The 25,070-nt window shown below is 66.5% G+C and carries 22 protein-coding genes; 4 read left to right on the top strand and 18 right to left on the bottom strand.

Annotated features, from left to right (window positions below; all coding sequences use genetic code 11):
* Positions 1–125: 125 nt before the first annotated feature.
* From ABQ039_RS13305 to ABQ039_RS13335, 7 genes are all read right to left on the bottom strand, one after another.
* On the bottom strand, positions 126–341 hold the full coding sequence (locus ABQ039_RS13305) for a hypothetical protein (RefSeq protein ID WP_024939372.1): 216 nt from the start codon (positions 339–341) through the stop codon (positions 126–128).
* Positions 342–853: 512 nt separating this feature from the next.
* Positions 854–1,462, bottom strand: a complete 609-nt coding sequence (locus tag ABQ039_RS13310; protein ID WP_046343576.1) for a nucleotidyltransferase family protein — start codon at positions 1,460–1,462, stop codon at positions 854–856.
* Between the two features lie 737 nt (positions 1,463–2,199).
* Positions 2,200–3,216, bottom strand: coding sequence for an XdhC family protein (locus tag ABQ039_RS13315; RefSeq protein ID WP_046343577.1), 1,017 nt, complete (start codon positions 3,214–3,216; stop codon positions 2,200–2,202).
* Positions 3,213–5,420, bottom strand: a complete 2,208-nt coding sequence (gene paoC, locus ABQ039_RS13320) for an aldehyde oxidoreductase molybdenum-binding subunit PaoC (RefSeq protein ID WP_104573633.1) — start codon at positions 5,418–5,420, stop codon at positions 3,213–3,215. The genes ABQ039_RS13315 and paoC overlap by 4 nt, the downstream gene beginning before the upstream one ends.
* 1 nt (position 5,421) lies before the next feature.
* Positions 5,422–6,372, bottom strand: coding sequence for a xanthine dehydrogenase family protein subunit M (locus ABQ039_RS13325; protein ID WP_039526229.1), 951 nt, complete (start codon positions 6,370–6,372; stop codon positions 5,422–5,424).
* The gene (gene paoA / locus ABQ039_RS13330; protein ID WP_374057802.1) at positions 6,369–7,019 is read right to left on the bottom strand and encodes an aldehyde dehydrogenase iron-sulfur subunit PaoA; all 651 of its coding nucleotides are present in this window, start codon (positions 7,017–7,019) and stop codon (positions 6,369–6,371) included. Before paoA ends, ABQ039_RS13325 begins: the two co-directional genes overlap by 4 nt.
* A 552-nt stretch (positions 7,020–7,571) precedes the next feature.
* The gene (locus ABQ039_RS13335) at positions 7,572–8,579 is read right to left on the bottom strand and encodes an NAD(P)-dependent alcohol dehydrogenase (protein WP_065032554.1); all 1,008 of its coding nucleotides are present in this window, start codon (positions 8,577–8,579) and stop codon (positions 7,572–7,574) included.
* A 272-nt stretch (positions 8,580–8,851) separates the two neighbouring features.
* Here ABQ039_RS13335 and ABQ039_RS13340 point away from each other — a divergent pair, with 272 nt between their 5' ends.
* Entirely contained in the window at positions 8,852–10,357 is a 1,506-nt protein-coding gene (locus ABQ039_RS13340; protein WP_349778038.1) for a sensor domain-containing diguanylate cyclase, read from the top strand.
* 297 nt (positions 10,358–10,654) lie between these two features.
* On the opposite strand, the gene ABQ039_RS13345 is transcribed toward ABQ039_RS13340, so the two are convergent.
* Complete coding sequence (locus ABQ039_RS13345) at positions 10,655–11,179, bottom strand: single-stranded DNA-binding protein (RefSeq protein ID WP_016902371.1); 525 nt, start codon at positions 11,177–11,179, stop codon at positions 10,655–10,657.
* A 273-nt stretch (positions 11,180–11,452) separates the two neighbouring features.
* On the opposite strand from ABQ039_RS13345, the gene ABQ039_RS13350 reads away from it, so the two are divergent.
* Positions 11,453–12,451: a polyprenyl synthetase family protein gene (locus ABQ039_RS13350; protein ID WP_016902370.1), complete on the top strand. Its 999-nt coding sequence runs from the start codon at positions 11,453–11,455 to the stop codon at positions 12,449–12,451.
* Between the two features lie 270 nt (positions 12,452–12,721).
* Here ABQ039_RS13350 and ABQ039_RS13355 read toward each other — a convergent pair whose 3' ends face one another.
* The 5 genes from ABQ039_RS13355 to ABQ039_RS13375 all read right to left on the bottom strand — a co-directional run bounded on the left by ABQ039_RS13355 (position 12,722) and on the right by ABQ039_RS13375 (position 19,475).
* A complete protein-coding gene (locus ABQ039_RS13355; RefSeq protein ID WP_349778037.1) occupies positions 12,722–13,522 on the bottom strand; it encodes a dienelactone hydrolase family protein in 801 nt (266 codons plus the stop codon).
* A gap of 159 nt (positions 13,523–13,681) precedes the next feature.
* Entirely contained in the window at positions 13,682–15,091 is a 1,410-nt protein-coding gene (gene murD / locus ABQ039_RS13360; protein WP_349778036.1) for a UDP-N-acetylmuramoyl-L-alanine--D-glutamate ligase, read from the bottom strand.
* Positions 15,072–16,427, bottom strand: coding sequence for a UDP-N-acetyl-alpha-D-muramoyl-L-alanyl-L-glutamate epimerase (gene murL / locus ABQ039_RS13365; protein ID WP_167763938.1), 1,356 nt, complete (start codon positions 16,425–16,427; stop codon positions 15,072–15,074). The genes murD and murL overlap by 20 nt, the downstream gene beginning before the upstream one ends.
* Positions 16,424–16,882, bottom strand: coding sequence for a membrane protein (locus ABQ039_RS13370; RefSeq protein WP_039813229.1), 459 nt, complete (start codon positions 16,880–16,882; stop codon positions 16,424–16,426). Before ABQ039_RS13370 ends, murL begins: the two co-directional genes overlap by 4 nt.
* Positions 16,866–19,475, bottom strand: coding sequence for a bifunctional aspartate kinase/diaminopimelate decarboxylase (locus ABQ039_RS13375; RefSeq protein WP_104553034.1), 2,610 nt, complete (start codon positions 19,473–19,475; stop codon positions 16,866–16,868). The genes ABQ039_RS13370 and ABQ039_RS13375 overlap by 17 nt, the downstream gene beginning before the upstream one ends.
* A gap of 182 nt (positions 19,476–19,657) precedes the next feature.
* On the opposite strand from ABQ039_RS13375, the gene ABQ039_RS13380 reads away from it, so the two are divergent.
* Together ABQ039_RS13380 and ABQ039_RS13385 are read left to right on the top strand one after the other, a co-directional pair.
* Positions 19,658–20,536: a PhzF family phenazine biosynthesis protein gene (locus tag ABQ039_RS13380; RefSeq protein WP_184608956.1), complete on the top strand. Its 879-nt coding sequence runs from the start codon at positions 19,658–19,660 to the stop codon at positions 20,534–20,536.
* Between the two features lie 31 nt (positions 20,537–20,567).
* Positions 20,568–21,449: a PhzF family phenazine biosynthesis protein gene (locus ABQ039_RS13385; protein ID WP_184608953.1), complete on the top strand. Its 882-nt coding sequence runs from the start codon at positions 20,568–20,570 to the stop codon at positions 21,447–21,449.
* Between the two features lie 132 nt (positions 21,450–21,581).
* Here the strand turns inward: ABQ039_RS13385 and ABQ039_RS13390 are convergent, their stop codons facing one another.
* From ABQ039_RS13390 to ABQ039_RS13410, 5 genes are all read right to left on the bottom strand, one after another.
* Complete coding sequence (locus ABQ039_RS13390) at positions 21,582–22,178, bottom strand: glycine zipper 2TM domain-containing protein (RefSeq protein WP_184608951.1); 597 nt, start codon at positions 22,176–22,178, stop codon at positions 21,582–21,584.
* A 144-nt stretch (positions 22,179–22,322) separates the two neighbouring features.
* On the bottom strand, positions 22,323–22,763 hold the full coding sequence (locus ABQ039_RS13395) for an OsmC family protein (protein WP_016902361.1): 441 nt from the start codon (positions 22,761–22,763) through the stop codon (positions 22,323–22,325).
* A 280-nt stretch (positions 22,764–23,043) separates the two neighbouring features.
* Positions 23,044–23,991, bottom strand: a complete 948-nt coding sequence (locus ABQ039_RS13400) for an aspartate carbamoyltransferase catalytic subunit (protein ID WP_016902360.1) — start codon at positions 23,989–23,991, stop codon at positions 23,044–23,046.
* Between the two features lie 15 nt (positions 23,992–24,006).
* The gene (gene ruvX, locus ABQ039_RS13405; RefSeq protein WP_024939388.1) at positions 24,007–24,474 is read right to left on the bottom strand and encodes a Holliday junction resolvase RuvX; all 468 of its coding nucleotides are present in this window, start codon (positions 24,472–24,474) and stop codon (positions 24,007–24,009) included.
* The gene (locus ABQ039_RS13410) at positions 24,467–25,033 is read right to left on the bottom strand and encodes a YqgE/AlgH family protein (protein ID WP_047126906.1); all 567 of its coding nucleotides are present in this window, start codon (positions 25,031–25,033) and stop codon (positions 24,467–24,469) included. The genes ruvX and ABQ039_RS13410 overlap by 8 nt, the downstream gene beginning before the upstream one ends.
* Between the last annotated feature and the right edge of the window lie 37 nt (positions 25,034–25,070).

Below are 25,070 nucleotides of genomic sequence, written 5' to 3' on the forward strand. Positions count from 1 at the left end.
CGGCGTGACTGCAAGGCCGCCGGCTGGCGCACTGCGCTAGGGTTGCCGGGTGCAAGTGGTCGGCCACCCTGCCCGGGCAGGATCGTCAGCGTCTTCCTTGCGCTTCCTGCAAGCGGCCGGCTCGGTCAGCCGTAGCGGCGCACCACGCGTTCGCCTTCGGCGGTCTTCAACACCACGCCGCTGGGCTGACCGGTGGTCATGCAATGCAGCTTGGCCATCAATTCGGCATTTTCCAGCGCGCCCTGCTCGCGCAGATAACGCAGCGGCGACCACTGCGGCCGGGTCACCCACCAACCGCCCTGTTCGGGATGAATACGCACAACATAACGGGACTCGTCCATCAGGGCCTCCGGCCGGCAGATGCAGCGGTACAACGACAGAAGTGGGCGGCGCGCAATGGCGCAGCGCACCAGCGATGGGAGTGCCGGGGTCCCGTTGGGGATGCCGGCGCGCCCTTACTCAAGGGGCCGCGGGAGAGTGGCCTAGGGCCCCGCGTCCGGCATAGCCAGCATGTCTTTTTGCTAATGCCAACGCCGTCGGGCGGACACTGGCATGAAGGTAGGAAAATTCTTACGTGACACCGATCGAAGCTGGCGCTAAATTCGCGCTCGAGCGGCGACCAGACGTCGCGGCTGGCCGTCAACGGGCGCAGACGGCGCGGGGGAATTCGTCGCTCTTGAAGATGCCTCGGGGGAGGGGTCGCATGCATCTGCTCAGGAAGTTCCAGTTTCCGGTCAAGACCGCGATGGTGGTGGGCTATGTCCTGGTGATCAGGGAAGCGCTCGTGCTGTGGTCGTGAGACAACCTAGCCACCAGGCTGCCGGATAGCGCGTCAAGCACCCGTCACGGTGTCTCAATCCGCATCCACCCAGCCACGCTGTTGCGCTGCGACCAGGTCGGCGGGCGTGTCCACGTCCAGCGCGAGCGCCGGGGCGCTGACGCAGCCCAAGCTCTGCACGTCCAGGCCGGCGAACAAGCCGCGCAGGCCGCTGTCACCGTGGAGCGGCACGTCGGCCCAGGCCGCATGGGTGACCACCGCCGGGATACCACGCACACCGGCGTACCCGCTGGTGGCGCATCCGGATGCGGCCCGGTCCGCTTCTTCCAGCAAGGCGCGCAGATGCGGCGTATCCAGCGCGGGCTGGTCGCAGCCCAGGATCAGGCTGCGCCTCAGCGACGTATCGTCCTGCACATGCTGGCGCAGCGCCGCCAGGCTGGAGCCCATGCCGGCGGCCCAGTCGGCATGACGTAGCACTTCCACCTCCAGGCCTTGCAGGACCTCGCTCAATGCGTCGGCATCGGCGCCCAGCACCACCACGCAGCGGCGCGGCGCCGTCTGTAGCGCGATGCGTGCGAAACGCCGCAACAACGGTTCGCCGTCGCGCAACAGCAATTGTTTGGAACGCCCTAGCCGACGTCCTGCACCCGCGGCGAGCAGCAGCGCAACGTGATCGCTGCTCATGCGTCCGATGCCAGGGCGCGCGGCGAACGATGGCGCGACGTACGCAAGGTCGGGCACACATCGACGAGCGCACTGCTCCGGACCTGGCCGAGATGACCGGCAACAAAAGGCGACGGCAATCGAGCTGCGTCGCCAGAGACGTCGTCGTAGTGATCAAGTAATTCGGTCATGGCGACGTGGTGTGCATATTGGGGATGCGCCAGCCTAAAGAGGTAACTGTGCGCGCGGAGTGACTAAATGCAACGCATTCTCCGATCCAGGTAATGACGCTTTCCGACGTCTACCACCCGACCGTTGCGCATTGCACTGCTGCGGCAGCATGACGAAGAAATGTGCGGAGCTGCAGTAGCGCTGCGATCACGACGGCAGCGACTGATTGCCAGCGTTGGATGGCGCAGTTACCGGCAGAAGCGCGGATCACAAGAGCATGCCTTAAAAGGCATATCAAAAATTACTTACCCTCCAGACGGATACTTTTCAGCACCAGAAACTTTATCGACAACCACGCATCCACCATCTGGCGACTGCACATTGAAATTCGTATCGAAGTTAATGCAAACGCGCGATTGAAGTGCCCTTCCGACCTCACGGCGACACGGCTCGGAGTGGCTAACGGAACGTAGCGAGCGGTCGTCAAGCCGATGCGGATGGCGCCAAGCAATCGCAGTATGAGTGGTACCTACGACTACTGTCCGCGCTCTGCATGGCGGTGAGCGCCGCCGTCTTGGTGGCCGTTCCTAGCCAGCCAACGCAGCAGTAGCCTGCCCATCGGCGACCGCCTGGGTGGCTTCGGCAATGATGCCCAGTGCAATCGTATGCGGGGAGGAGCGCCCCATGCGCCAGCCCGCCGGCAAGCGCAATCTGGCCAGCGCGGCATCGTCATAGCCGAGCGCACGCAGTGCTTGCAGGCGTGCTTCCCGCTTCTGGCGGCTGCCCAGGATGCCGATGCAGGCAGCCCTGGAGGCAAGCCCGCGGCAGGCGACCTGCAGGTCGCTGTCGCCGTCATGTGCGAGGCTGTAGAGCGCCGTGTCCGCATCCAGATGCAGGTCCTGCAGCGCGTCGCCCAATGCACGGCGATCGTAATGGTCGGCGGCCAGGCCGGGCGGTGGTTCGCTGGGACCATGCGGCCGCAGCACGCGTACCTCGATGCCCATCTGGCTGGCCAGCGACACCAGCACTAGCAGCGCAGGATCGGCACCGACCAGCACCAGCCGCAGCGGCGGCCGGTGCGTACGCAGGAATTCATCGGGACGCAGGTCCTGCGCGCTGACCGGGTAACGGACGGCGCCGGTGCTCCGATCCAGCGCGACATGGAACGGGCGACGGTGCTGGCGCGCATTGCGCCAGCGCGCCAGATGCTCGCCCAGGTCCTGGACCGGCCAGACCAGCACGCCGATACGGCCGCCGCAGCTGAGCTGGATGTCCAGCACCTGGCTGCCCTCGCCGTAGTCCAGCCAGCGCGGCATGCCGTCGCGCAAGGCGGCGCTGGCCTCGTGCGCCACTGCCGCTTCCACGCAGCCGCCGGAGACGTAGCCAGCCACCCGGCCATCGGCGCTAATGGCCATCTCGCTTCCCAATGGGCGCGGCGACGAGCCTTGCACGTCGATCAGCGTGGCAATGGCCACGCGCTGCCCCGCCCGATGCCAGGCGGTCAGCGTGGGCAGCAGGTCATCGTGCAGTGCATAGCTCGGCCATGCCGGCCACGCCGGCTCGGCCGGCGCTGCATGCGTGACCGGGGCCACCACCGCACTCACGCGCGCAGCAACTCGGGCAGATGCGGCAGCAGCTTGTCCAGCGTCACCGGGTAATCGCGGACGCGCACGCCGGTGGCGTTGTAGACCGCATTGGCGATCGCCGCTGCCACGCCGCAGATGCCCAGCTCGCCCACACCCTTGGCCTTCATCGGCGACGACATCGGGTCGCTTTCTTCCAGGAAAACCACCTCCTGATGCGGGATGTCCGCATGCACCGGCACTTCGTAACCGGCCAGGTCGTGATTGACGAAGAAGCCCAGCCGCTTGTCCACCGCCAACTCTTCCATCAGCGCTGCACCCGCGCCCATGGTCATGCCGCCGATGACCTGGCTGCGCGCAGACTTGGGGTTGAGGATGCGTCCGGCCGCGCACACCGCCAGCATGCGGCGGATGCGCACCTCGGCGGTGGCGACATCCACGCCGACTTCGACAAAGTGCGCGCCGAAGGTCGACAGCTGATGCGTCTTGGAAAGCTCGCCGAACTCGATCTTGTCCTCCACCACCAGGGCGCCATTGGCCGCGGCATCACCGAGCGCGATGCGCTTGCCGCCGGCACGCACATGGCTGTCGGCGAATTCGGCCTTGGCCGGGTCCAGCCCCAGCTGCTTGGCGACGGCTTCGCGCAGTTTCACTGCCGCGGCATACACACCGGCTGTTGAACTGTTCGCACCCCACTGGCCGCCGGAACCGGCCGAAGCAGGAAAGCTGGAATCGCCGAGGCGCACATCCACCCAGTCCAGCGGCACGCCCATCATCTCCGCAGCGGTCTGCGCAATGATGGTGTAGGAGCCGGTACCGATATCGGTCATGTCGGTTTCCACTACCACCCGGCCGCCCTGCTCTAGCCGCATGCGTGCACCGGAGGTCATCACCGGCGCGTTGCGGAACGCGGCCGCCACGCCCATGCCGACCAACCAACGCCCATCGCGGTTGCTGGCCGGCTTGGCCTTGCGCTTGGACCAGTCGAAACGCTTTGCGCCGTCTTCCAGGCACTTGACCAACTGACGCTGCGAGAACGGACGCTGCGGGTTTTCCGGATCCACCTGGGTGTCGTTGACGACGCGGAACTTGACCGGATCCATGTCCAGCTTCTCGGCCATCTCGTCCATGGCCACTTCCAGCGCCATCAGACCCGGCGCTTCGCCCGGCGCACGCATCGCGTTGCCTTCGGGCAGATCGAGCACCGCCAGGCGCGTGGAAATCAACCGATTGGCGCCGGCATACAGCAACTGGGTCTGCGCGGCCGCGATTTCCGGGCCGCCCTCGGGCAGGTCGCCGGACCAGCTCTCGTGCGCGATCGCGGTGATCTTGCCATCACGCTGCGCACCGATACGGATGCGCTGCACGGTGGCCGGGCGATGCGTGGTGTTGTTGAAGATCAGCGGCCGCGGCAGCATCACCTTGACCGGGCGTCCGACCTGGCGCGCGGCCAGCGAGGCGAGCACCGCATCGGCACGCAGGAACAATTTGCCGCCAAAGCCGCCACCGATGTACGGCGACATCAGACGCACGTTTTCGCGCGGGATCCCCAGCGTCTTGGCCAGATCGCCCGCGCTCCAGTCGATCATCTGGTTGGAGGTCCACACGCTCAGCTTGTCGCCTTCCCACATCGCGATCGATGCGTGCGGCTCCATCATCGCGTGCGAATGATCGGGCGTGGTGTACTCGGCATCCAGCTGCACCGGCGCTGCCACAAAGGCGCTATCGAAATTGCCGACCGCACTGTTCGGTGCCCCGCCCTCCTTGGTGACCTTGGCGCCATCGCGGGCCTTTTCCAGATCGTAGGCGCCGACATGGCGACCGTAGTCGACCTTGATCAGCTGGCCTGCGGCACGTGCCTGCTCGAAGGTCTCGGCAACCACCACCGCAATGGCCTGGTGGTAATGCTGGATCTCCGGGCCGCCGAGCAGTTTGGCCGTGTTGTACTTGCCTTTCTGCAACTTGCCTGCATTCTGCGCAGTCACGATGCCGAGCACGCCCGGCGCATTGCGCGCGGCGCTCAGATCGATGCTGCGAATGCTGCCTTTGGAGATGCCGGCGCCAACGATATGGCCATAGGCGGCACGGCCAGGCAGATCGTGATGCTCATATGCATACGGCGCCTGCCCGGTGGTCTTGAGTGGACCGTCGATACGATCGACCGGCTTGCCGACCACCTTGAGCTGGTCGATGGGATTGGTACTGGCGGGAGTGTCGAATTTCATATCAGGCCCTCGTGTCGGCCAGGATCGCGGTCAAGGTGCGCTCAACCAGCGGCAGCTTGAAGGCGTTGTGTTCGGTGGGTTGTGCGCCGTCGAGCAGCACGGAGGCAATCGCACGTGCGCCCTGGCGCGACTGTGCTTCGGCCGCCTCGCTGCGCCACGGCTTGTGGGCGACACCGCCGACGCCGACACGCACGCTGCCATCGCGTTGCACGACCGCCGCAACCGACACCAGGGCGAATGCGTAGGAGGCGCGATCGCGCACCTTGCGGTAGACATGCGTGCCGCCGAGCGGTTTGGGCAGGCTCACCGCAGTAATCAATTCGCCACGTTCCAGCACGGTTTCCAGGTGCGGTGTCTTGCCAGGCGCACGATAGAACTCGGATAACGGCACCGCTCGCGTCTGCCCATCCGGACGCACCGTTTCAACCACCGCATCCAGCACGCGCATGGCAATGGCCATGTCGCTGGGATGGGTGGCGATGCACTCCTCGCTCACGCCGATCACCGCCAGCTGACGGTTGAAGCCACCGATCGCCGCGCAACCGCTGCCCGGCAGGCGCTTGTTGCATGGCTGGTTGGTGTCATAGAAATACGGGCAACGCGTGCGTTGCAGCAGATTGCCTGCGGTGGTGGCGCGGTTGCGCAACTGCCCCGACGCACCTGCCAGCAATGCGCGCGACAGCACGGCGTAATCGCGACGCACACGGGCATCGGCTGCCAGATCGGTATTGCGCACCAGGGCGCCAATGCGCAGGCCGCCATCGGGTGTTTCCTCGATGGTATCCAGGCTCAACCCGTTGACATCGATCAGGTGCGAGGGCGTCTCGATCTGCAGTTTCATCAGATCGAGCAGGTTTGTACCGCCAGCGATGAACTTGGCACCCGGCTGGCGCGCGGCCTTGGCCGCAGCGTCGGCGGGCGAAGTCGCACGCTCGTAGCTAAACGCCTTCATGCGCGCTCTCCCGCAACATCATTGATCGCATCGACGATGTTGGAATACGCACCGCAGCGGCAGATGTTGCCGCTCATGCGCTCCTGCAATTCCGGCGTGGTGAGCCTGGTCTTGGCGGTCAGATCGTCAGTGACATGGCTGGGGATGCCGCGCTTGACTTCGTCCAGTACCGCCACCGCCGAACAGATCTGCCCGGGCGTGCAGTAGCCGCACTGGTATCCATCGTGCTTGACGAAGGCCGCCTGCATCGGATGCAACTTGTCCGGCGTGCCCAGTCCTTCGATGGTGGTGATCTTGCCGCCCTGATGCATCACCGCCAGCGACAGGCAGGAATTCATCCGCTCCCCATCGACGATCACGGTGCAGGCACCGCATTGGCCATGGTCGCAGCCCTTCTTGGTGCCGGTCAGATGCAGGTGTTCGCGCAGGGCATCCAGCAAGGTGGTGCGATTGTCCAGGGTCAGCGTCACCGGCTTGCCGTTGACTTCGAACGCGACCTGGCTCGATGCGTTGGCAGGCTCGACTGCCTGCCGCTGCGACATCGCATTGGCGGCAGTGGCCGCCATCGACTGGGTTGCGGCAACGCTGGCTGCCGACGCCGTGCCAGCGATCAGTACCTCGCGACGGGTCATCTTGATATCTCTCATGGCTGGCATCTCCAACAATGCTGGCTTATACAGTTCTTAAATAATGTGCAGCGCGGCCGGTCACAATCGCGTGAGCATGCGGCGAGTGTGTGCGGGCGCGAATCGGCGGTATGGCCCGATTCTAGAGGCGCTGCAGGCGGGCATTGACGGCATGGACTGCATGCGCCTATGAAACGCGCTCATCATTGTTGGAATGGGTTGCGTACTCGCTGCACAACGATCGTGCGTGCTGCAGGCAGCTCGCGTTTGGCAGCGCGCCTCAGGTTCTGGAGTAGTTCGAGACCTTTACAGGTGCTGACAACGACGACGTCATCTGCGTCAGCGCGCTGGCTTCGGTATCCACCACGCGGTGCTTGTCTTCCGAATCCGGATGCGCTGCATCGAAAACATCCGGATGCGAACGACCGCTCTTGAGCGGCCGCCAGCGCGTGGCGATCGGCCGTCAGGCGAGTGTGGATAGCGTGGAATCGCGATGTGTGCAAGTGATCCATTCCGATCCCACGCAGCGGCCGCGCCCGCCTGACGGCAAGCGCGGCACGTTTTCAACCGCTTCTAGAATTCCAGCACGATCTTGCCCAGATGGCCGCCTGCCTGCTGCAGCGCGAAGGCGTCGGCGATATCGTCGAGCGCGAAGGCGCGATCGATCACCGGCCGCAGCGGCAAGGCATCCAGTGCACGCACCAGCTGCTGTTGATGCGTGCGACTGCCGACCACCAGCCCCTGCAGGCGCTGCTGCCGGCCCATCATTTCCGCGGTCGGCACCGGGCCCGCGGCACCGGTCAATACGCCGATCAAGGCGATATGTCCGCCAACCCGCGCAGCGCGGATCGATTGCGCCAACGTGCCCGGCCCACCGACCTCGACCACGTGATCCACGCCACGGCCATTGGTGATCTCCAGCACCTGCGCCGACCACTCGGCATGCTGTCGATAATTGATGACATGGTCTGCGCCCAGCGCGCGCGCCTTGGCCAGTTTTTCGTCGGACGACGATGTCGCGATGACGGTGGCACCCATCGCCTTGGCGAACTGCAATGCAAAGATCGATACGCCGCCGGTGCCGAGCACCAGCACGCTGTCGCCGGCCTTGAGTCCGCCGTTGACCACCAGGGCGCGCCATGCGGTGACGCCGGCCGTGGTCAGGGTCGCCGCTTCGGCATGGCTGTAGCCGGCCGGGGCGTGTGTGAACGCATGGGCGGCGGCCACCACCGCAGAGCGTGCATAGCCATCGACGCCATCGCCGGGCGTGGTGGCAAAGCCGGCATGCAGCGGCTCGCCATCCAGCCACTCGGGGAAGAAGGTGGACACCACATGATCGCCAACGGCGAACTCATCCACCTCAGGCCCGACGGCCTCGACCACGCCGGCACCGTCGGACATGGGGATACGGCCGTCAGCGGTCGGCATCTGCCCTGACACCACGCCAAGGTCATGGAAATTCAACGAGCTTGCATGCAGCCGCACCCTGATCTGACCGCGTGCCGGCTGCCCGGGGTCGGGCAAGGCAACACCATGTAATGCATTCAGGCCTGCAGGCTGAGCTAAACGAATCGCGCGCATGGGGCGCTCCTTGCTGTGATCGATCTTCGGGATAACACGCCGGGCGTTATCCGCATGCAGTCGAGCTGGCTTTGGAATCTGTTCTGGGCTCGCGATTTCGTAGCAGCATCGAGCGCGTAACGACAGCAGGCTGGACAGCAACGCAGTCGCATACCGGGCGAGCTGCCGTGCAACGCATGAGGCATCAATCACAGATCGGCATTGCGCCTCACGATGCAAACGATTCCACCCAGCGCCCACGGCTAAGCTGGCACGGCGGTTGCAACGTTCTGATGTCCAGACAGGTAACTCCCGTGACATCACCCGGCAAGCGGCGACGGCAACGAGCACAACGCATCGCGCTGCACTTCGTGCTGGGCATTTCGTGCCTGCTGCTGCTTGGTTCGGAATACTGGTCCATCCACGACGAGCGTACGAGTGCGCTGCGTACCGCCGAAGCGCAATCGTTGAATCTCGCCAATTCGCTGGCGCAGCATGCCAGCGATACCCTGACGATCGCCGATGCCGTGCTGTCGGGACTGGTGTCGCGGGTGGAGCACGACCAGGGCTCGGCCAGTGCGGGACCGGTCATGCATGACTTTCTGGTGCATGAAGCGCGTCGCTCGGACCGGCTGCATGGCATCTTCATCTATGCAGCCGACGGCAGCTGGGTGAGCTCGTCACTGGACAGCACGCCCAGGAAACACAACAACGCCGATCGCGCCTATTTCAAATATCACCGCGATCATCGCGACGCCTTGTCGCTGGTCGGGCCGCCGGTGCAGAGCCGCTCCGATGGCAGTTGGGTGCTCACCTTGAGCCGGCGCCTCAATACCCCCCGCGGCGAATTTGCCGGCGTGGTCCTGGTCACGCTGCAACTGAAGTATTTCCAAAACTACTACAGCACCTTCGAGGTCGGCCCGAACGGCACCATCGGCATGACCAATGACGACGGCATCGTGCTGGTGCGCCGGCCCGACAAACCGGGCGTGATCGGCACCTCGATCGCAGGCACTTCGATCTACGTCACCATGCGTGCGCGCAGGCATGGCACGGCCACCTATCGTTCGCCGATCGACGGCGTGGAGCGCATTTCCAGCTTTGCGCCAGCGCAGGCCTATCCATTGACCGTATTGACCGGGGTCGCCGTCGATGACGCGTTGGCCAACTGGCGGCAATCCGCACGCCAGCGAATCCTGATCGCCGCGCTGGGATGCGTATTGTTGTTGGGCGTCGGTATCTGGCTGGATCTGCAACTGCGCCGCATGCATCGCAACGAGGACAAGCTCAGCTCCGAAGCCTGGATCGATGCACTCACCGGCATTGCCAACCGCCGTGCGTTCGACCACCGGCTCTCGCGTGCCTTGCAGCAGGCTGTGCATCGACAGGCACCGCTGTCGGTGCTGATGATCGATGTCGATCATTTCAAGCTCTACAACGACACCTACGGCCACGTTAACGGTGACGCCTGCCTGCGCCTGGTCGCAGGCGCGATTGCCGGTTGCTCACGGCGCAGCGAAGACATTGCCGCGCGCTACGGCGGCGAAGAGTTCGGCATGATCCTGCCGCAGACAGATGCCGCCGGCGCACTGCGGCTGGCCGACGCAATTCGCAGCGCCGTCGCCGGGCTCGGGCTGATGCATCTGTCCAGCCCGACCAGCGCACACGTCACCGTCAGCGTCGGCGTCGCGACGTTCGAACCGGGCGAAACGCCACGCACCCCGGATGCCTTCGTGCAAGACGCCGACTCGGCCTTGTATCGCGCCAAGCAGAACGGCCGCGATCGGACGTCGGCGTAGCGCACCTGACAGTAAAAACTGCGCGCAACGCCAGGTGGGCGCGGCTCATGTCCGGAATCGGCACGTGTCAGGCAGACACCCCATAGGTGCGCGGCGTTCTCAGCCACCTGACGATTGCGCGCGAGGTGCTGTTAGCCACGCTTGGTCGAGACTGGTGAGCGGCACCGTCGTACCGACCAGGTCTGCACGTCCAGGGAGCTTCGGAACAGCCCGGCCTGCGTCGATGCAATCAGCAACCGGCAAGCAAAAGGCCCGCACGATGCGGGCCTTTTGAATGACAAACAGGCTGGCTGCCGATCAGAACGGGATATCGTCGTCGGCAAAATCGTCCATCGGCGGTGCCGACTGCTGCTGGGCCGGCTGCTGACGACGCGGGGCGTAATCCTGACCGCCACCCTGACCACCACCGCCACCGCCTTGCTGCTGGCGCGGCGCCTGGCTGCGCTGCGGGCGATCGCCGCCCATGCCGCCACCACCGCCGCCTTCGCCACGGCCGCCGAGCATCTGCATCTCATTGGCGACGATGTCGGTGCTGTACTTCTCCACGCCGTCCTGGCCGGTGTACTTGTCGTAGCGCAGTTCGCCTTCGACGTACACCTGCGAGCCCTTGCGCAGGTACTCGCCGGCGATCTCGCCCAACTTGCCGAAGAACACCACGCGGTGCCACTCGGTGCGCTCCTGGTTGTTGCCATCGCGGTCCTTGCGCATGCTGGTGGTGGCCAGACTCACGCGCGTGATCGCCATGCCGGCCTGGGTGTACTTGGTGTCGGGATCGTTGCCGAGGTTGCCGACGAGGATGACTTTGTTGATGCCGCGGGCCATAGATGCTTCCGAGATGGTGCGCCGGCGCCAATGGGCGCGGCGGTGAATGTCTTGGTGCCAATGTTACCGCACCTGCCGGCCACGGTCCCGGCGGATCGCCGCAGCGCCGGGCCGGGAAATGCCGCGCCGGCAGGTCGGAATCCGGACGCTCCCGGACAGGCCCGACGCTGGCGCCGCAAGGGTTTGCGGCCACGCCGGAGGCCTTTGGACACGGCCAGCGGGACGGATCTGGCCCAGACACCTATAATCGGCGCACATCACGAACGCCTGCGCATGACCATCGCCGAAGACCTCCCTACCGTCCTGGGCCTGCCCCAGATCCAGTCCCTCGCCGCGCCCGACATGGCCGCGGTCGACGCGCTGATCCGCCGCCGTCTGGCCTCGGATGTCGTGCTGATCAACCAGATCGCCGATCACATCATCTCCGCCGGCGGCAAGCGCCTGCGTCCGATGCTGGTGATGCTGGCCGGCCACGCCGCTGGCGGCTCCGGTCCGGAGCACCATCAACTGGCGGCGATCATCGAGTTCATCCACACCTCCACATTGCTGCACGACGACGTGGTGGACGAATCGGACCTGCGCCGCGGGCGCAGCACCGCCAATGCGCTGTGGGGCAACGCGCCCAGCGTGCTTGTCGGCGATTTCCTCTATTCGCGCAGCTTCCAGTTGATGGTGGAGCTGGATCGAATGGAAGTCATGCAGATCCTGGCCGACACCACCAACCGCATCGCCGAAGGCGAGGTGCTGCAGCTGCTGCACGTGCACAACCCCGACACCGACGAAGCCGCCTACCTGCGCGTGATCGAGCGCAAGACCGCGGTGCTGTTTGCCGCCGGCACCCGCCTGGGCGCGCTGGCCTCGGGCGCGGATGCGCAGGTGCAGCAGCGCCTGTACGACTACGGCATGCAGTTAGGCTTTGCCTTCCAGATTGCCGACGACGTGCTCGACTACGCCGCCGACGCCGCGGACCTGGGCAAGAACCTGGGCGACGACCTGGCCGAAGGCAAGGCGACCCTGCCGCTGATCCACGCCATGGCGCACTCGGATGCGGGCACCCGGGAGCGCCTGCGCCAGATCGTCGAACAAGGCGATGCGAGCGCAATGCCCGAAGTGCTGGCGGCGATTCATGCCACCGGCGGCCTGGATTACAGCCGCCAGCGTGCGGCCGAATATGCCGCCGCTGCCGAACAGGCGCTGGACACGTTGCCGCCCAGCCCCGCGGTTGCCGCATTGCGTGGCCTAGCGCGGTATGCGGTGCAACGCACGCATTGAGCCGGGCGGCGGCAGGTTCGCCTGCCGCGCTCACTGAACGGGCTGACAGCCGACGGGCACCCTCGCCTTTCCGGCGGAAACGCTGCCGCAACCCATGCCGGGGCTGCGGCGCCTTGTCACACGGCCTCTGAACGCATCACACACCGACGCTGCGTGCGCGATCCGATCCATGTCCGGGATCGGCACCCCACTCCCGCATCGCATGTCTGCGCGCCATCCGCCACACCCGACGACCGCCAGTGCGGCGGTCAGCCGCCTCTGGCCACCTCGTCAATCGCCAAAGCGTTCGTCGAGGAAATCGCCGAGCATGCGGTAGGCACGTTTCGCCGCACGCGGGTTGTACAGGCAGCCTGGCGGGCTGTTGGCATCGGCTTCGGCAAAGCAATGCACTGCGCCGCTGAAATTGACGAACTGCCAGTCCGCGCCGGCCGCATTCATCTCGGTTTCGAAGGCGGCGATGTCCGCCTTGCTCACGCTCTTGTCGTCGGCGCCATTGAGCACCAGCAGCGGCGTCCTGGCCGAACCGGCCGTCGCCGGGCTGGGCGTGGCGATGCCACCGTGCAGGCTGACCACACCGGCCAGCTGCGCACCGGCGCGCACCAGCTCCAGCACCGTGGTGCCGCCGAAGCAAAATCCCACCGCACCGATGCGCGATGCATCCAGCGGCGCCTTGCCGGCCTGCGCCTTGAGCACATCCACCGCCTTCAGCGCGCGGGCGCGCAGCGTCGGCGGGTCCTTCTTCAGCGCACCGGCAAACTGCCCGGCCTCGCTGTCGTTGGCCGGACGCTTGCCTTTGCCGTAGACGTCGGCAACCAGCACCACGTAGTCGTCGCCGGCCAGTTGCTTGGCCTTGGTGACCGCCGAATCGTTGACCCCGCGCCAGTTCGGCACCATCACCAGCCCTGGGCGCTTGGCGGCACCGGCGTCGTCGTAGACCAGCACGCCGCTGAAGGTGTCCTTGCCGATCGTCCATTCCAGCGGTTTGGCCTGCATCGCTGCGGCGGCGGGCAACGCCAGCGACGCCAAGACACCGAACAACCCAACGCCACGCCATCTCCATTGCTTGTGCATGTGTCTGCTCCCGGGAAGGTCCGGCGAGTGTAGGCGCTGCCGCCGTGCAGGCCGGGTCAGCGTGGATGCCGACGGACCGATCGCGTCGGCGTTCTGCCACGGCCGTCGAAAAACCCCGGGGCGGATGGCGCCGTCGCTCCGCGTGCGCGCAACGCAGCGCTACTGCACGCCCAAGCCGGGAATCGCGCTGATCGCCGCCGGATCGAATCCGGCCAGCTGGGCGAAATGGCGGCCGCGCGCGACGTAGTCGCTATAGGCGCCGAAGCTGGGCGCACCCGGCGACAGCAGCACCACGCCGCCCTGCTCGCCCAGCGCCTGGCGCGCCAGCCGCATCGCGTGTTCCAGGTCGTCGGCAGCATGCAGGCCGAAGCGGCCGCTTACGGCCAGCGGCGCCAGCAACGCATGGATCCGCGGCCCGTTCGCGCCCATGGTGACGATTTCCAGCGGCGCCTGCTGCGCCATCTGCGCGGCAAAATCCTGCCAGTCCAGCCCGCGATCGTGGCCACCGACCAGCAAGGCCACACGGCGTTGCGCAAAGCAGGCCAGCGCCGCCAACGAGGCATGCGGGGTGGTGCTGATGGAGTCGTTGACGTAGCTGATGCCGTCCACGCTGCCGAGCAGCTGCAGGCGGTTCGGCAACGGGCGGAAGCCCGCTGCGGCCGGCGCCAGCGTGGCAGCGTCCAGCCCCAGGGCTTCCAGCGCTGCCAGCACCGCGCACAGGTTGCGCCGATTGTGTTCGCCGGGCAGCGGCACGTTGGCGGTGTCGAACACCGGCTGCTCGCCGCGATACACCACATCGCCGCGCAGATGCCAGCCATCGGGATGGTTGAACCAACGCACCTCGCTGTCGGGTAACTGCAACTGGGTCAGATGCGGATCGGCGGCATTGAGCAAGGCAATGCGCGGGCGGCCTTCGGTGACCAGCGCCAGCTTGTCGCGCACGTAGCGCGCCTCGTCGCCATGCCAGTCCAGATGCTCGGGAAACAGGTTCAGCACCAGCGCCAATTCCGGACGCGCGCCGCTGCGCCCCACTTCGCCGGTCTGATAGCTGGACAACTCGATCGCCCAATAGCCCGGCGGCGGTTGCGGCGCCAGCACTTCCAGCAAGGGTTGGCCGATATTGCCGACCAGGGCGGTGCGATGGCCGGCCGCGCGCAGCAGATGCGCCAGCAGCGCGGTAGTGGTGCTCTTGCCCTTGGTGCCGGTGACGCAGATGGCGCCAGGCACATAGCCGTCAGGCTGCGCATGCTCGGCAAACCACAACGCGGTGCCGCCGATGAATTGCGTGCCGTGCTCGGCTGCGGCGGTGTGCGCCTCGGGGCGATACGGACTGATGCCGGGCGATTTCACCACCACATCGAACCGGCCCAGCGCCCGCGCGCTGGCGTCGGTTTCCACATGCAACGCAGCATCGGCCAGCGTCTCGAGCTCGCGCGCTTCGTCGGCGTTGCAGAACACCGTCAGCGTTTGCGTGGGCAACGCGGCGCGCAGTGCGCGATACGCGGCGCGCCCTTCGCGCCCCCAGCCCCATAACGCAACCGCCTTGCCCTCAAGCTGCGAAATTCGCACGCACGCGCTCCCACAGCGCCGACGGAATCCGGTGTTCGCCGTCGATCGCCAGCAACGGCTCCAGCTGCAGCGCCTGCTGGTCCAGCTGCGGCTGGATCTCGCGGATGAAACGCAGCACCAGCGCGTCCTCCTTCCATTCGGCACGGCTGGCCAGCACCGCCATCGCCGCGCGCGATTCGCGGCCTTCGCCGACGCATTCGAACGGCTTGTGGTCCTGGAATTCCAGCAGCGCATCGTAGCCGCCGGCCTGGGTTGCATCGTCGAGCAGATTGCGTCCGAAGATCTTGACCAGCCGCGTCTTGGGCATGAACGGTGCCAACGCCAGGAACACGAAATGGCACTTCGGGCAGACCCCGCACCAGCGGTGCACCGGGCGCTCGCCCATGATGTGGAAGTTGCGGTTGCAGCTGGAAAAATGCGCGTCGTAGTGATCGGTCTTGGCGAACTGGCGCGCCACCGCCAGCTCCGACAACGGCCGCAGCAGCGAGTAATAGCGCAGGTCGGCCGCCACGTGCCGCTGCACGTAATCGCCGAACGCCTGCTCGAACGCCCAGCCCTTGGACCACTGGTGATTGACCTCGCCGGTGCCGGGAATCTGGCTGCCGTAACTGGCCGAACGCTCGTTGGAAAACACCACCTGGTCCACGCCATTGAGCAAGGCCGACAACACCAGGATGGCCGAGTTCACCGCCGTGACCGGGATATGCCCGTTCCAGGCGCCCTGGCGATTGAGCTCGAACAATTCCGGCGCCAGCACGCGGCCGATATTGAGCACTGGCAGGCCGGTGCGCTCGGCGCAGGCACGGATCAGCTGCGAGCCGCCGATCCAGCTGACGGTCTGGTCGACACCGGCATGCCGCAGCGCTTCGATGCTGACCAGCGAATCCTTGCCGCCACCGATCGCAACCAGGGCATGCTCGCGCAGGCCCAGCGCCGGCGCATCGGCAGCAGCCGGCGCAGCCACCGGCAAGTGGATCTTGCCGTGCAGGTTCAAGCCATTGCGATAGGCGAACTCGCCCAGGCCGTGCAGGTAGACGCTTTCCACCAGCGCAGCGGTATCGGCATCGATGCTGTAGCTGTCGATGGCAATGGTCGGCGGCACTGCGGCCTTGTAGTAACTCACGCCCGCAATGAGGTGCAGCAACTGCAAGGCCTGTTGCACGGCGGCGGCACGCGCGCCGTCCAGCACGAATGGCGCGCCGGGCACGGCAACGGTTTCCACAAGTTCCGGCCCCTGATCGAAGGCATACACCAGCGTCGCCACGCCGGTCTGCGCGTCGAGTGCGCAACGCACGAAACGGAAGGTGGAAATCTGGTGTTTGTCGAAAGCGCTCATGGACTACCTGCAGGAACACGTACGCGACGCAGATAACGCCGGCACAGGACATATTCAATCATGGAAAACGGCACCGCAGCCCACAGCAGCGGCAGGCAACCGAACAGCACCGCCAGCAACAGCACATCCGGACGTGCAGCCGTGGCATCGCCGGACACCGCGAAGGCGATGGCGAGATACAGCGCCACCACCGGCACATAACTCAGCGCGCTCAACAGCACCGTGCGCACCGCCATTCCGCCACTGCGACGCGTGGGACCGCGCGCGTCGCGCCGACGTTGCCAACGCCCGGCCAACCATGCGCCGATACCGGCGGCGACCAGCGCGGGCAGCGCCCATTTGAAGGTGTCGCTCCACGGCATGCCCAGGCTCAGTTGCTGCAGCGCGGTGGCGAACACGATCGCAGCACCACCGGCCAGCGTACTGAGTGCAATGAACTCAGCCTGCGGGCGCATCGATCACCTCTTCGCGCGGCAATTCGCGCTGGTTGTAAGTGCTGGCCATCGAGTAGCCGTAGGCACCGGCATCGGCCAGCAGCATCACATCGCCCGGCGCGGTGGCGGCAGGCAGACGACGGCGCTTGCCGAACACATCGGAGGATTCGCAGATCGGCCCGACGATATCGAAGCTGCCATTGGCCGGCGCATCGAGCTGGCTGAGGTTTTCGATGTCGTGCCAGGCGTCGTACAGCGCGGGGCGGATCAGCGTGTTCATGCCTGCATCCAGGCCCACGCGCTGCACGCCGTCCTTCTCGATCACCTGGGTCACCTGCGCCAGCAGCACGCCAGCTTCGGCCACCAGGTAGCGGCCCGGCTCGATCGCCAGCCGGTAGCCCGGATGCACCGCCTTGACCTCGGCCAGGCCCTTGGCCCACAGCTCCAGATCGAACGGTTCGTCCTCTGCGCTGTACGGAATCGGCAGGCCGCCACCGATATCGATGGTCTCCACCGTGCCGATGCGGCGCGCGAAGCCGGCCAGTTCGTCGTACATCATCCGCCAGTGTTCGCCGGTCTCCACGCCACTGCCCAGGTGCGCATGCACGCCGGTGATGGTGACCTCCAGCGTGCGCGCCACTTCCACGAACTCATCCACGCGCGTGGACGACAAGCCGAACTTGGACGCCTTGCCGCCGGTGTTGACCTTCTCGTGATGGCCGTCGCCATGCCCCAGGTCGATGCGCAGCCACACGTTGCGGCCACGGAACACCTCCGGCCAGCGCCGCAATGCTTCGACGTTGTCGACGGTGACGGTCACGCCCAGCGCAAATCCGGCTTCGTATTCGGCCTTGGGCGCGAAACTCGGGGTGAACAGCACGCGTCGCGGCGACAGCTCGGGCAAGGTATCGAACACGCGGCGCAGCTCGCCGTGCGAAACGCATTCCAGCCCGAACCCGGCCTGTTCCAACGCCATCAGGATCGCCGGATGCGCATTGGCCTTGATCGCGTAATAGCGCTGATCCACCGCCGCAATCTGCGCCAGCGCCTGCGCCCGCGCACGCACCGTGGGCAGGTGATAGACGTAACGCGGCGTGCCGGCCTTGGACAGTGTCAGCAGGTGCGCGCGCTCGGCATGCCACCACGGCGTGGGCCGCGGGCGCACCGAGCCGATGATCTCGCGCCAGCGCGGCCCGAACACCTCGCCTTCGCTCACCGGCATCGCACCGCTGTCGATCAGTTCCGCATGCAGGATCGGCAGCAGGCCATCGGCATCGGCTTCGTCGATGACGAAGGTCAGATTCAAGTCGTTGGACGACTGCGAGATCATGTGCACGCGCTCCTGTCCGAACGTGGCCCACACGTCGGAGAGCTTGTGCAGCAGCGAGCGCATGCCGCGCCCGACCAGGGTGATCGCCGCACACGGCACGATGATCTTGACCTTGCAGATCTGCGACAGATCGGCCGACAACGCCGCCAGCACATCGGTGTTGACCAGGTTCTCGGACGGGTCCAGCGACACGGTGACATTGGTCTCGGCCGAACCGATCAGGTCCACCGACAGGCCATGTTTCTTGAACAGCGTAAACACATCGGCCAGGAAGCCCACCTGCTGCCACATGCCGATGCCTTCCATCGACACCAGCACGATGCCGTTGCGCCGGCTGATCGCCTTGACGCCCGGCACCGGCTCGGCATTGCCGTCGATGCTGGTGCCGGGCAGATCGGGGCGCTCGGTATCCAGGATCGCCATCGGCACGCCGGAATCACGGCATGGCTTGATCGACCGCGGATGCAGCACCTTGGCACCGGTGGTGGCGATTTCCTGCGCCTCGTAATAGTCCAGGCGGGTCAGCAGCCGCGCGTCCGGCACGTCCTTCGGGTTGGCGCTGAACATGCCGGGCACATCGGTCCAGATTTCCACCCGGCTGGCGCCGAGCAGCGCACCGAAATACGCCGCCGAGGTATCCGAACCGCCCCGCCCCAGGATCGCGGTGCCGCCATCGGCGTGCCGCGAAATGAAGCCCTGGGTGATCAGCAGGCGCGTGGGCTGCGCAGCGAAACGCGCGCGCCAGTCGGCGTCGGACTGCCACTGGCAGGACACCGACAGACGCTTGGACCATTCGCTCTGATTGGGCTGCGGCGGCAGCGCCGACAGCCACTGGCGCGCATCCAGCCAGCCCATGTCCAGGCCGCTGGCATGCAGATACGCCGCACCGATGGTGGAAGACAGCAACTCACCCTGCCCCAGCACCTCGGCCTGCCAGTCCAGCGTGCGGGTTGCCGCGCGCGCATCGCCGATCAATGCATGCAGCGCGGCAAGGCGCTCGCCCAGCACTGCATCGGCATCCAGTTCCAGCTCGGCCAGGAACTCGCGATGACGCTGCTCCAGCGCCGCCACGCGCTGCGCGCTGTCGGCGGCGCCATCGGCAATCGCGGTGAGTTCGTTGGTCACGCCCGACAGTGCGGACACCACCACCAGCACGCGGCCGCCGGTCTCGTTGGCCCGTTTGCTCGCCAGTTTCCCAATCGTGTCCCAGCGATGACGACGCGACACCGAGGTGCCGCCGAACTTGAGGACGATCCAACGATCGGTAGAGTGGGGAGCTGACATGGAGATAGGCGTTTAGGATGAGGGGGAAGACGCCCGGTACGCCGGGCGGAACCTCCGATTCTACTGCCAATGCCGCCCCATGACCCCGTGTACGGTCACAGCCTGCCGGCGGCCACGGCCATCACCGCAACGGTTTGCGCTGCAACCATCGACGCGCCTTCCATCACCGAGATCCATGCCCCATGAGCAAGCACCGCTACCTGCAACTGGATGTGTTCGGCGGCCAGGACGGCCACGGCAATCCGTTGGGCGTGGTCCTCAACGCGCAGACGTTGTCGTCGGAGCAGATGCAGCAGATGGCCGCCTGGCTGAACCTGTCGGAGACGATCTTTTTCCTGCCGGTCAGCGCGCCCGATGCGGACTACCACATCCGCATCTTCACGCCACGTGCCGAGCTGCCGTTCGCCGGCCACCCTAGCGTCGGCGCTGCGTGGGCGGCGGCGACGCACGGGCTGGTGGCGTTCAAGCCTGATGGCCGGATGCGCCAGCAATGCGCTGCCGGCGTGCTGCCCGTAGAGGTGATCGACCGGCATGGCGCCGTGCTGGTGCGGCTGCGGGCACCGCGTGCGCAAGCAGTCGAAACCGGCGATGCGCATGTTGCGGCATTGCACGAGGCCTGCGCCGGCCTGCGCATGGCCGAACGCCCGGCCGCACTGTGGAACAACGGCCCCGGCTGGTGGCTGCTGGAACTGGCCGACGCGCAGGCGGTACGCCAGGCGCTGCCCGATCTGGCGGCGATCAGCCGCCTGACCCAGGCCAGCGCAGCCACCGGCCTGGCCATCTACGCCCCGCAGGCCAATGACGATGCGGACCTGGTGGTGCGCGCCTTCTGCCCCGGCGACGGCATCCCGGAAGATCCGGTCACCGGCAGCGCCAACGCCTGCATTGCCGCGCGCCTGCACGGCGAAGGCCGCGTGCCGGGCCAGGCGTCGCGCTATGTCGCCAGCCAGGGGCGCGAAGTCGGCCGCGACGGCCGTGTGCACGTGGAGGTGGATCACGAAGGCGAAGTCTGGATCGGCGGAACGACCAGGCAAGTGATCGAAGGCCGCATCGATTGGTAAGCTGCCGCGCCCTGTTCGCCGAGCCGCCACCATGACCACTCGCCGTTTCCTGCAATTGGATGTGTTCTCCGCCCGCCCCGGCAGCGGCAACCCGCTGGCGGTGGTGCTGGATGCCCAAGGCCTGGACGATGCCGCGATGCAGGCCATCGCACGCTGGACCAAGCTGCCGGAAACCACCTTCGTGTTTGCGGCGCCGGATGCGCACAGCAGCTATCGGCTGCGGATGTTTTCCCCGCAAAAGGAAGTTCCGTTTGCCGGCCACCCCAGCGTCGGCACCGCCCACGCGGTGCTGGAAGCCGGCCTGGCCGCACCGGACGACGGCGTGCTGATCCAGGACGGCATCGCCGGCCAGCTGCCGCTGCGCGTGGAGCAGATCGCAGGCCACCGCAGCATCGCCATCCGCACCCCGCGTGCGCACGTGGCCGAGCAGGTGGAGGCCGACGACCCGCGCCTGCGCGGTGCGGTGGGCGGCTGGCCACTCGGCAGCCTGCCGCCCGCCTTGATGGACGGCGGCCGCACCTGGTGGGTGGTGGAGCTGGCCAGCGAAGCGGCGCTGCGCGGCCTGCAGCCGGACTGGGACGCGATCGCCGCGCTGGCCGAATCCACTGGCAGCATGGGCGTGTTCGCCTATGCCCGCGCCGCAGCGCCCGGCGCCTACGATCTGGCGGTACGCGCCTTCGTCGGCAATGGCCGGCGCTTCGAAGATGCCGCCTCCGGCGCGGCCAATGCAGTGCTCGCCGCCTGGCTGGACAACCGCCAGGCACTGCCGGGCAAGGAACGGCGCTACGTGGTCAGCCAGGGCCGCGAGATCGGCTTCGACGCCTTGCTGGAATTGCGCATCGACGCCAATGGCGATGTGTGGTCTGGCGGCCAGGTGCAGACGGTGATCCGCGGCACGCTGGATTGGGCGTGATCGCGCCTGATCCCGCAGGCTGAAGAGTGCTTGCGCGGAAACAAAAAAAAAACGCTGCGGTGGCCCGCAGCGTTTTCGTCATTCCATCGGCCGATCTCGATCGCCTGAGCGCAGCGTGCGGCAGCGCGGCGGTCAGTCCGGGCGCACGTCCACGCGCACGCGGATGCGGTCGCCCGGGTTGTAGTCGCTACGCGTGTGGTAGGTGCGGCCGGCGTATTCGTAGGTCACGTCGTAGCCATCGACACGGTCGCGTTCGCGCCGGTAGGACACCGGCTCGCAGACGCTGACGTTGCCCTGATAGTTGCGATTATTGGCTTCGTAGATCGAGCGGCCCGCCGCGACGCCGGCCATGGTGCCGACCGCGGTGCCGACCAGGCGGCCATTGCCGCCACCGACCTGGCTACCAAGCACCGCACCGGCAATACCACCGATCACGCTGGCCACGCCACGGTTGGACACACCGGCCTGGCCATAGCTGCCGCCATCGCGGTAGTAGCCGTCGTTGCGGGTGTAGTAGCCATCAGCCGGGCGGTTGTAGCAGCGCTCGCTGCTGCGCTCGTTATACGAATCGGTCACGATGATCGGGTCCACGCGCACTACCCGCGCATATTCGTAGCGACCATCCTCTTCGCTGCCACGTCCGTAGTAGCCGCTGTCATAGCGCTGCGCCGTTGCATTGCCTGCAACTGCCAGACCCATCACCAGAGCACCAAGCACAAGAGTTTTCATTGCGGCAGCTTCACAGGGAGGACACGCTGCCGATGCTCGGCCTGCGCCAGTGAAACCGCCCTGAACCAAACCGCCCTTGCGACGCCCTATTCAGGTCGCCGCCAGCTGCGTGCGCCGGCAGCCATCGCCGGCGCACGCAGGGAATCACGCCTGGTTGGAAAACTCGCTTTCCAGACTGATCGGCACAGCGCTCAGCGCCTTGGACACCGGGCAGTTCTTCTTCGCGGTGTCGGCCAGTTCGCGGAACTTGGCTTCGTCGATCCCCGGCACCACGGCCTTGAGCTTGAGACGGATCTGCGACAGCTGCGGGCCGCCTTCCATCGACAGATCCACGTCTGCGCGCGTATCCAGCGAGGTCGGCGGAAAACCGGCTTCGCTCAGCTGTGCCGACAGTGCCATGGTGAAGCAGCCGGCGTGCGCGGCGGCAATCAGCTCTTCCGGGTTGGTGCCCTTCTCGTCGCCGAAGCGGCTGCTGAAGGCGTAGCGGGTCTTGTCCATCAGCCCGCTTTGCGGCGTGCTGAGCTGGCCCTTGCCGGTCTTGAGGTCGCCTTCCCAGTGAGCGGTGGCGTGACGCGAAATACCCATTGCGATCTCCTGCGATGAAAGGAGCGGCCACGATAGGCGAGTGGATGTTATGGCGTGGTGGCTGGATTCGGGATTCGGGATTCGAGAATCGGGATTCGAGAATCGGGAATCGGGAATCGGGAATCGGGAATCGGGAATCGGGAATCGGGAATCGGGAATCGTAAGAGCAGGCCGCGTGCGGGTTCTGATGGCAAGGGCTTTGCGAGAGTCTGCGCGAAGACGCTCGGCCGGCGGCGACCGCGACCGCAGTGTGGGTGCGCAGTCGCGTCGCCGGGCTCGCTCAACCCAGCAGGGTTTCCAGTACGGCCATGCGCACCGCCACGCCGTTGGCGACCTGGCGCAGCACGCACGATTGCGCGCCGTCGGCGACTTCGTCGGTGATTTCCACGCCGCGGTTGATCGGGCCCGGATGCAGCACGGCAGCGTCGCGGCCGGCGCGTGCCAGGCGCTCGCGGGTCAGCCCATAGACGGCGTGGTACTGCTCCAGCGACGGCACCAGGCCTTCTTCCATGCGCTCGCGCTGCAGGCGCAGCATCATCAAGGCGTCAGCACCTTCCAGCATGGCGTCGAAGTCCTGCCCGACCACGCAACCATCCAGCATGTCGTCGTCGGGCAGCAGGCTGGCCGGACCGCAGACGCGGATCTCGCCGGCGCCGAGCGTGCGCAGTGCATGCAGGTCCGAGCGCGCAACGCGCGAATGCTTCACGTCACCGACAATCACCACCTTGAGCTTGGAAAAATCGGTGCCCTTGGCCTGGCGCAGGGTGAGCATGTCGAGCAGGCCCTGGGTGGGATGCGAACTGCGTCCGTCACCGGCGTTGATCAAGGCGGTGCCCTCGCCTGCGGCCGCGGCCAGCGCTTCCACCGCACCGTCGTCGGGATGGCGCACCACGAAGCCGCGTACGCCCATCGCCTCGAGGTTCTTCAGCGTGTCGCGCGCGGTCTCGCCCTTGCGGGTGGACGAAGTGGAGGCATCGAAGTTGAGCACGTCCGCGCCCAGCCGCTGCGCAGCCAGATGAAACGAGCTGCGCGTGCGCGTGGACGGTTCAAAGAACAGCGTGCACACCGCGGTGCCGGCGAGCACGCTGCGCTTGCCCACGCGCCCCACCGCCGCATCGCGGATCTGGCCGGCACGATCGAGCAGCTGCAGCAGCGTGGTGCGCGGCAGTCCTTCCAGGGTGAGCAGGTGGCGCAGGCGTCCGTCCGAATCGAGTTGCATGGTGGTCATCGCAGGTCGGGAGTGTCAGGGAAGAAGAGTGGCTTGGTCGGGCGCGGCCAACCAGCGTTCGACGATCACCGCCGCCGCCATCGCGTCCAGTGCCTCGGCATCGCGGCGGCGCTTGCGCCCGTCGGCGCGCTCGCGCGCGAAGCGCTGCGCGGCTTCGACCGAACTGGAGCGCTCGTCGATCAGCACCACCGGCAGCGCATAGCGCTCGCGCAGTTGGCGGGCGAAGGCATGCGCACGCTTGCGTGCGGGCTGGTCCTTGTCGTCCAGGGTCAGCGGGTCGCCGACCACCAGGCCGTCGGGGCGCCATTGCTTGTGCACGCGGTCCAGCGCGACCCAGTCCGGGCCATTGGCATGCACATTGATGACGGCAACTGCACGCGCACCGGCACCGAGCGCAGTGCCGATGGCCACGCCGATGCGGCGCGACCCCACGTCGAAGCCCAGCACCGTGCCATCCGGGCGGATCGCGCCCGCCTCAGGCATGCCCGGAATAATCCGTCAGCCGGAACAGATCCACGCCGATGCGCCCGGCAGCGGTCTGCCAGCGATCTTCCAGCGCGGTGGCGAACAGCACATTGGCATCCGACGGCGCGGTCAGCCAGCTGTTCTCGCCCAGTTCGAATTCCAGTTGCCCCGCGCCCCAGCCGGCACAGCCCAGCGCCACCAGCGCATTGCGCGGGCCTTCGCCGGCCGCCATCGCTTCGAGAATGTCGCGCGAGGTGGTCAGGTAGACACCCTGCCCCACTTCCAGGCTGGAATCCCAGTCGCGCGCATCGTCGTGGATGACGAAACCGCGCTCCGGGTGCACCGGCCCGCCGCTGAGCACGACCTGCTCGCGCAGGTGCTCGTCGACGGTGTCGATGCCCATCTGCGACAGGACCTCGCCCAGCGTGTATTCGGAGGGCCGGTTGACCAGCACGCCCATGGCGCCGTTCTCGTCATGCTGGCAGATCAGCGCAACGCTGCGCGAAAAGGTGGGATCGGACAGCGCCGGAAGCGCGATCAGCAGTTGGTTGGCCAGAGGCGTGGGCAAAACAGACATGGCCGCATTCTAGCCGTTCGTTCTGCCGCGCGCAGAG

The sequence above is a fragment of the Xanthomonas sp. WHRI 6108 genome, assembly GCF_040202385.2.
GTDB lineage: Bacteria > Pseudomonadota > Gammaproteobacteria > Xanthomonadales > Xanthomonadaceae > Xanthomonas > Xanthomonas arboricola.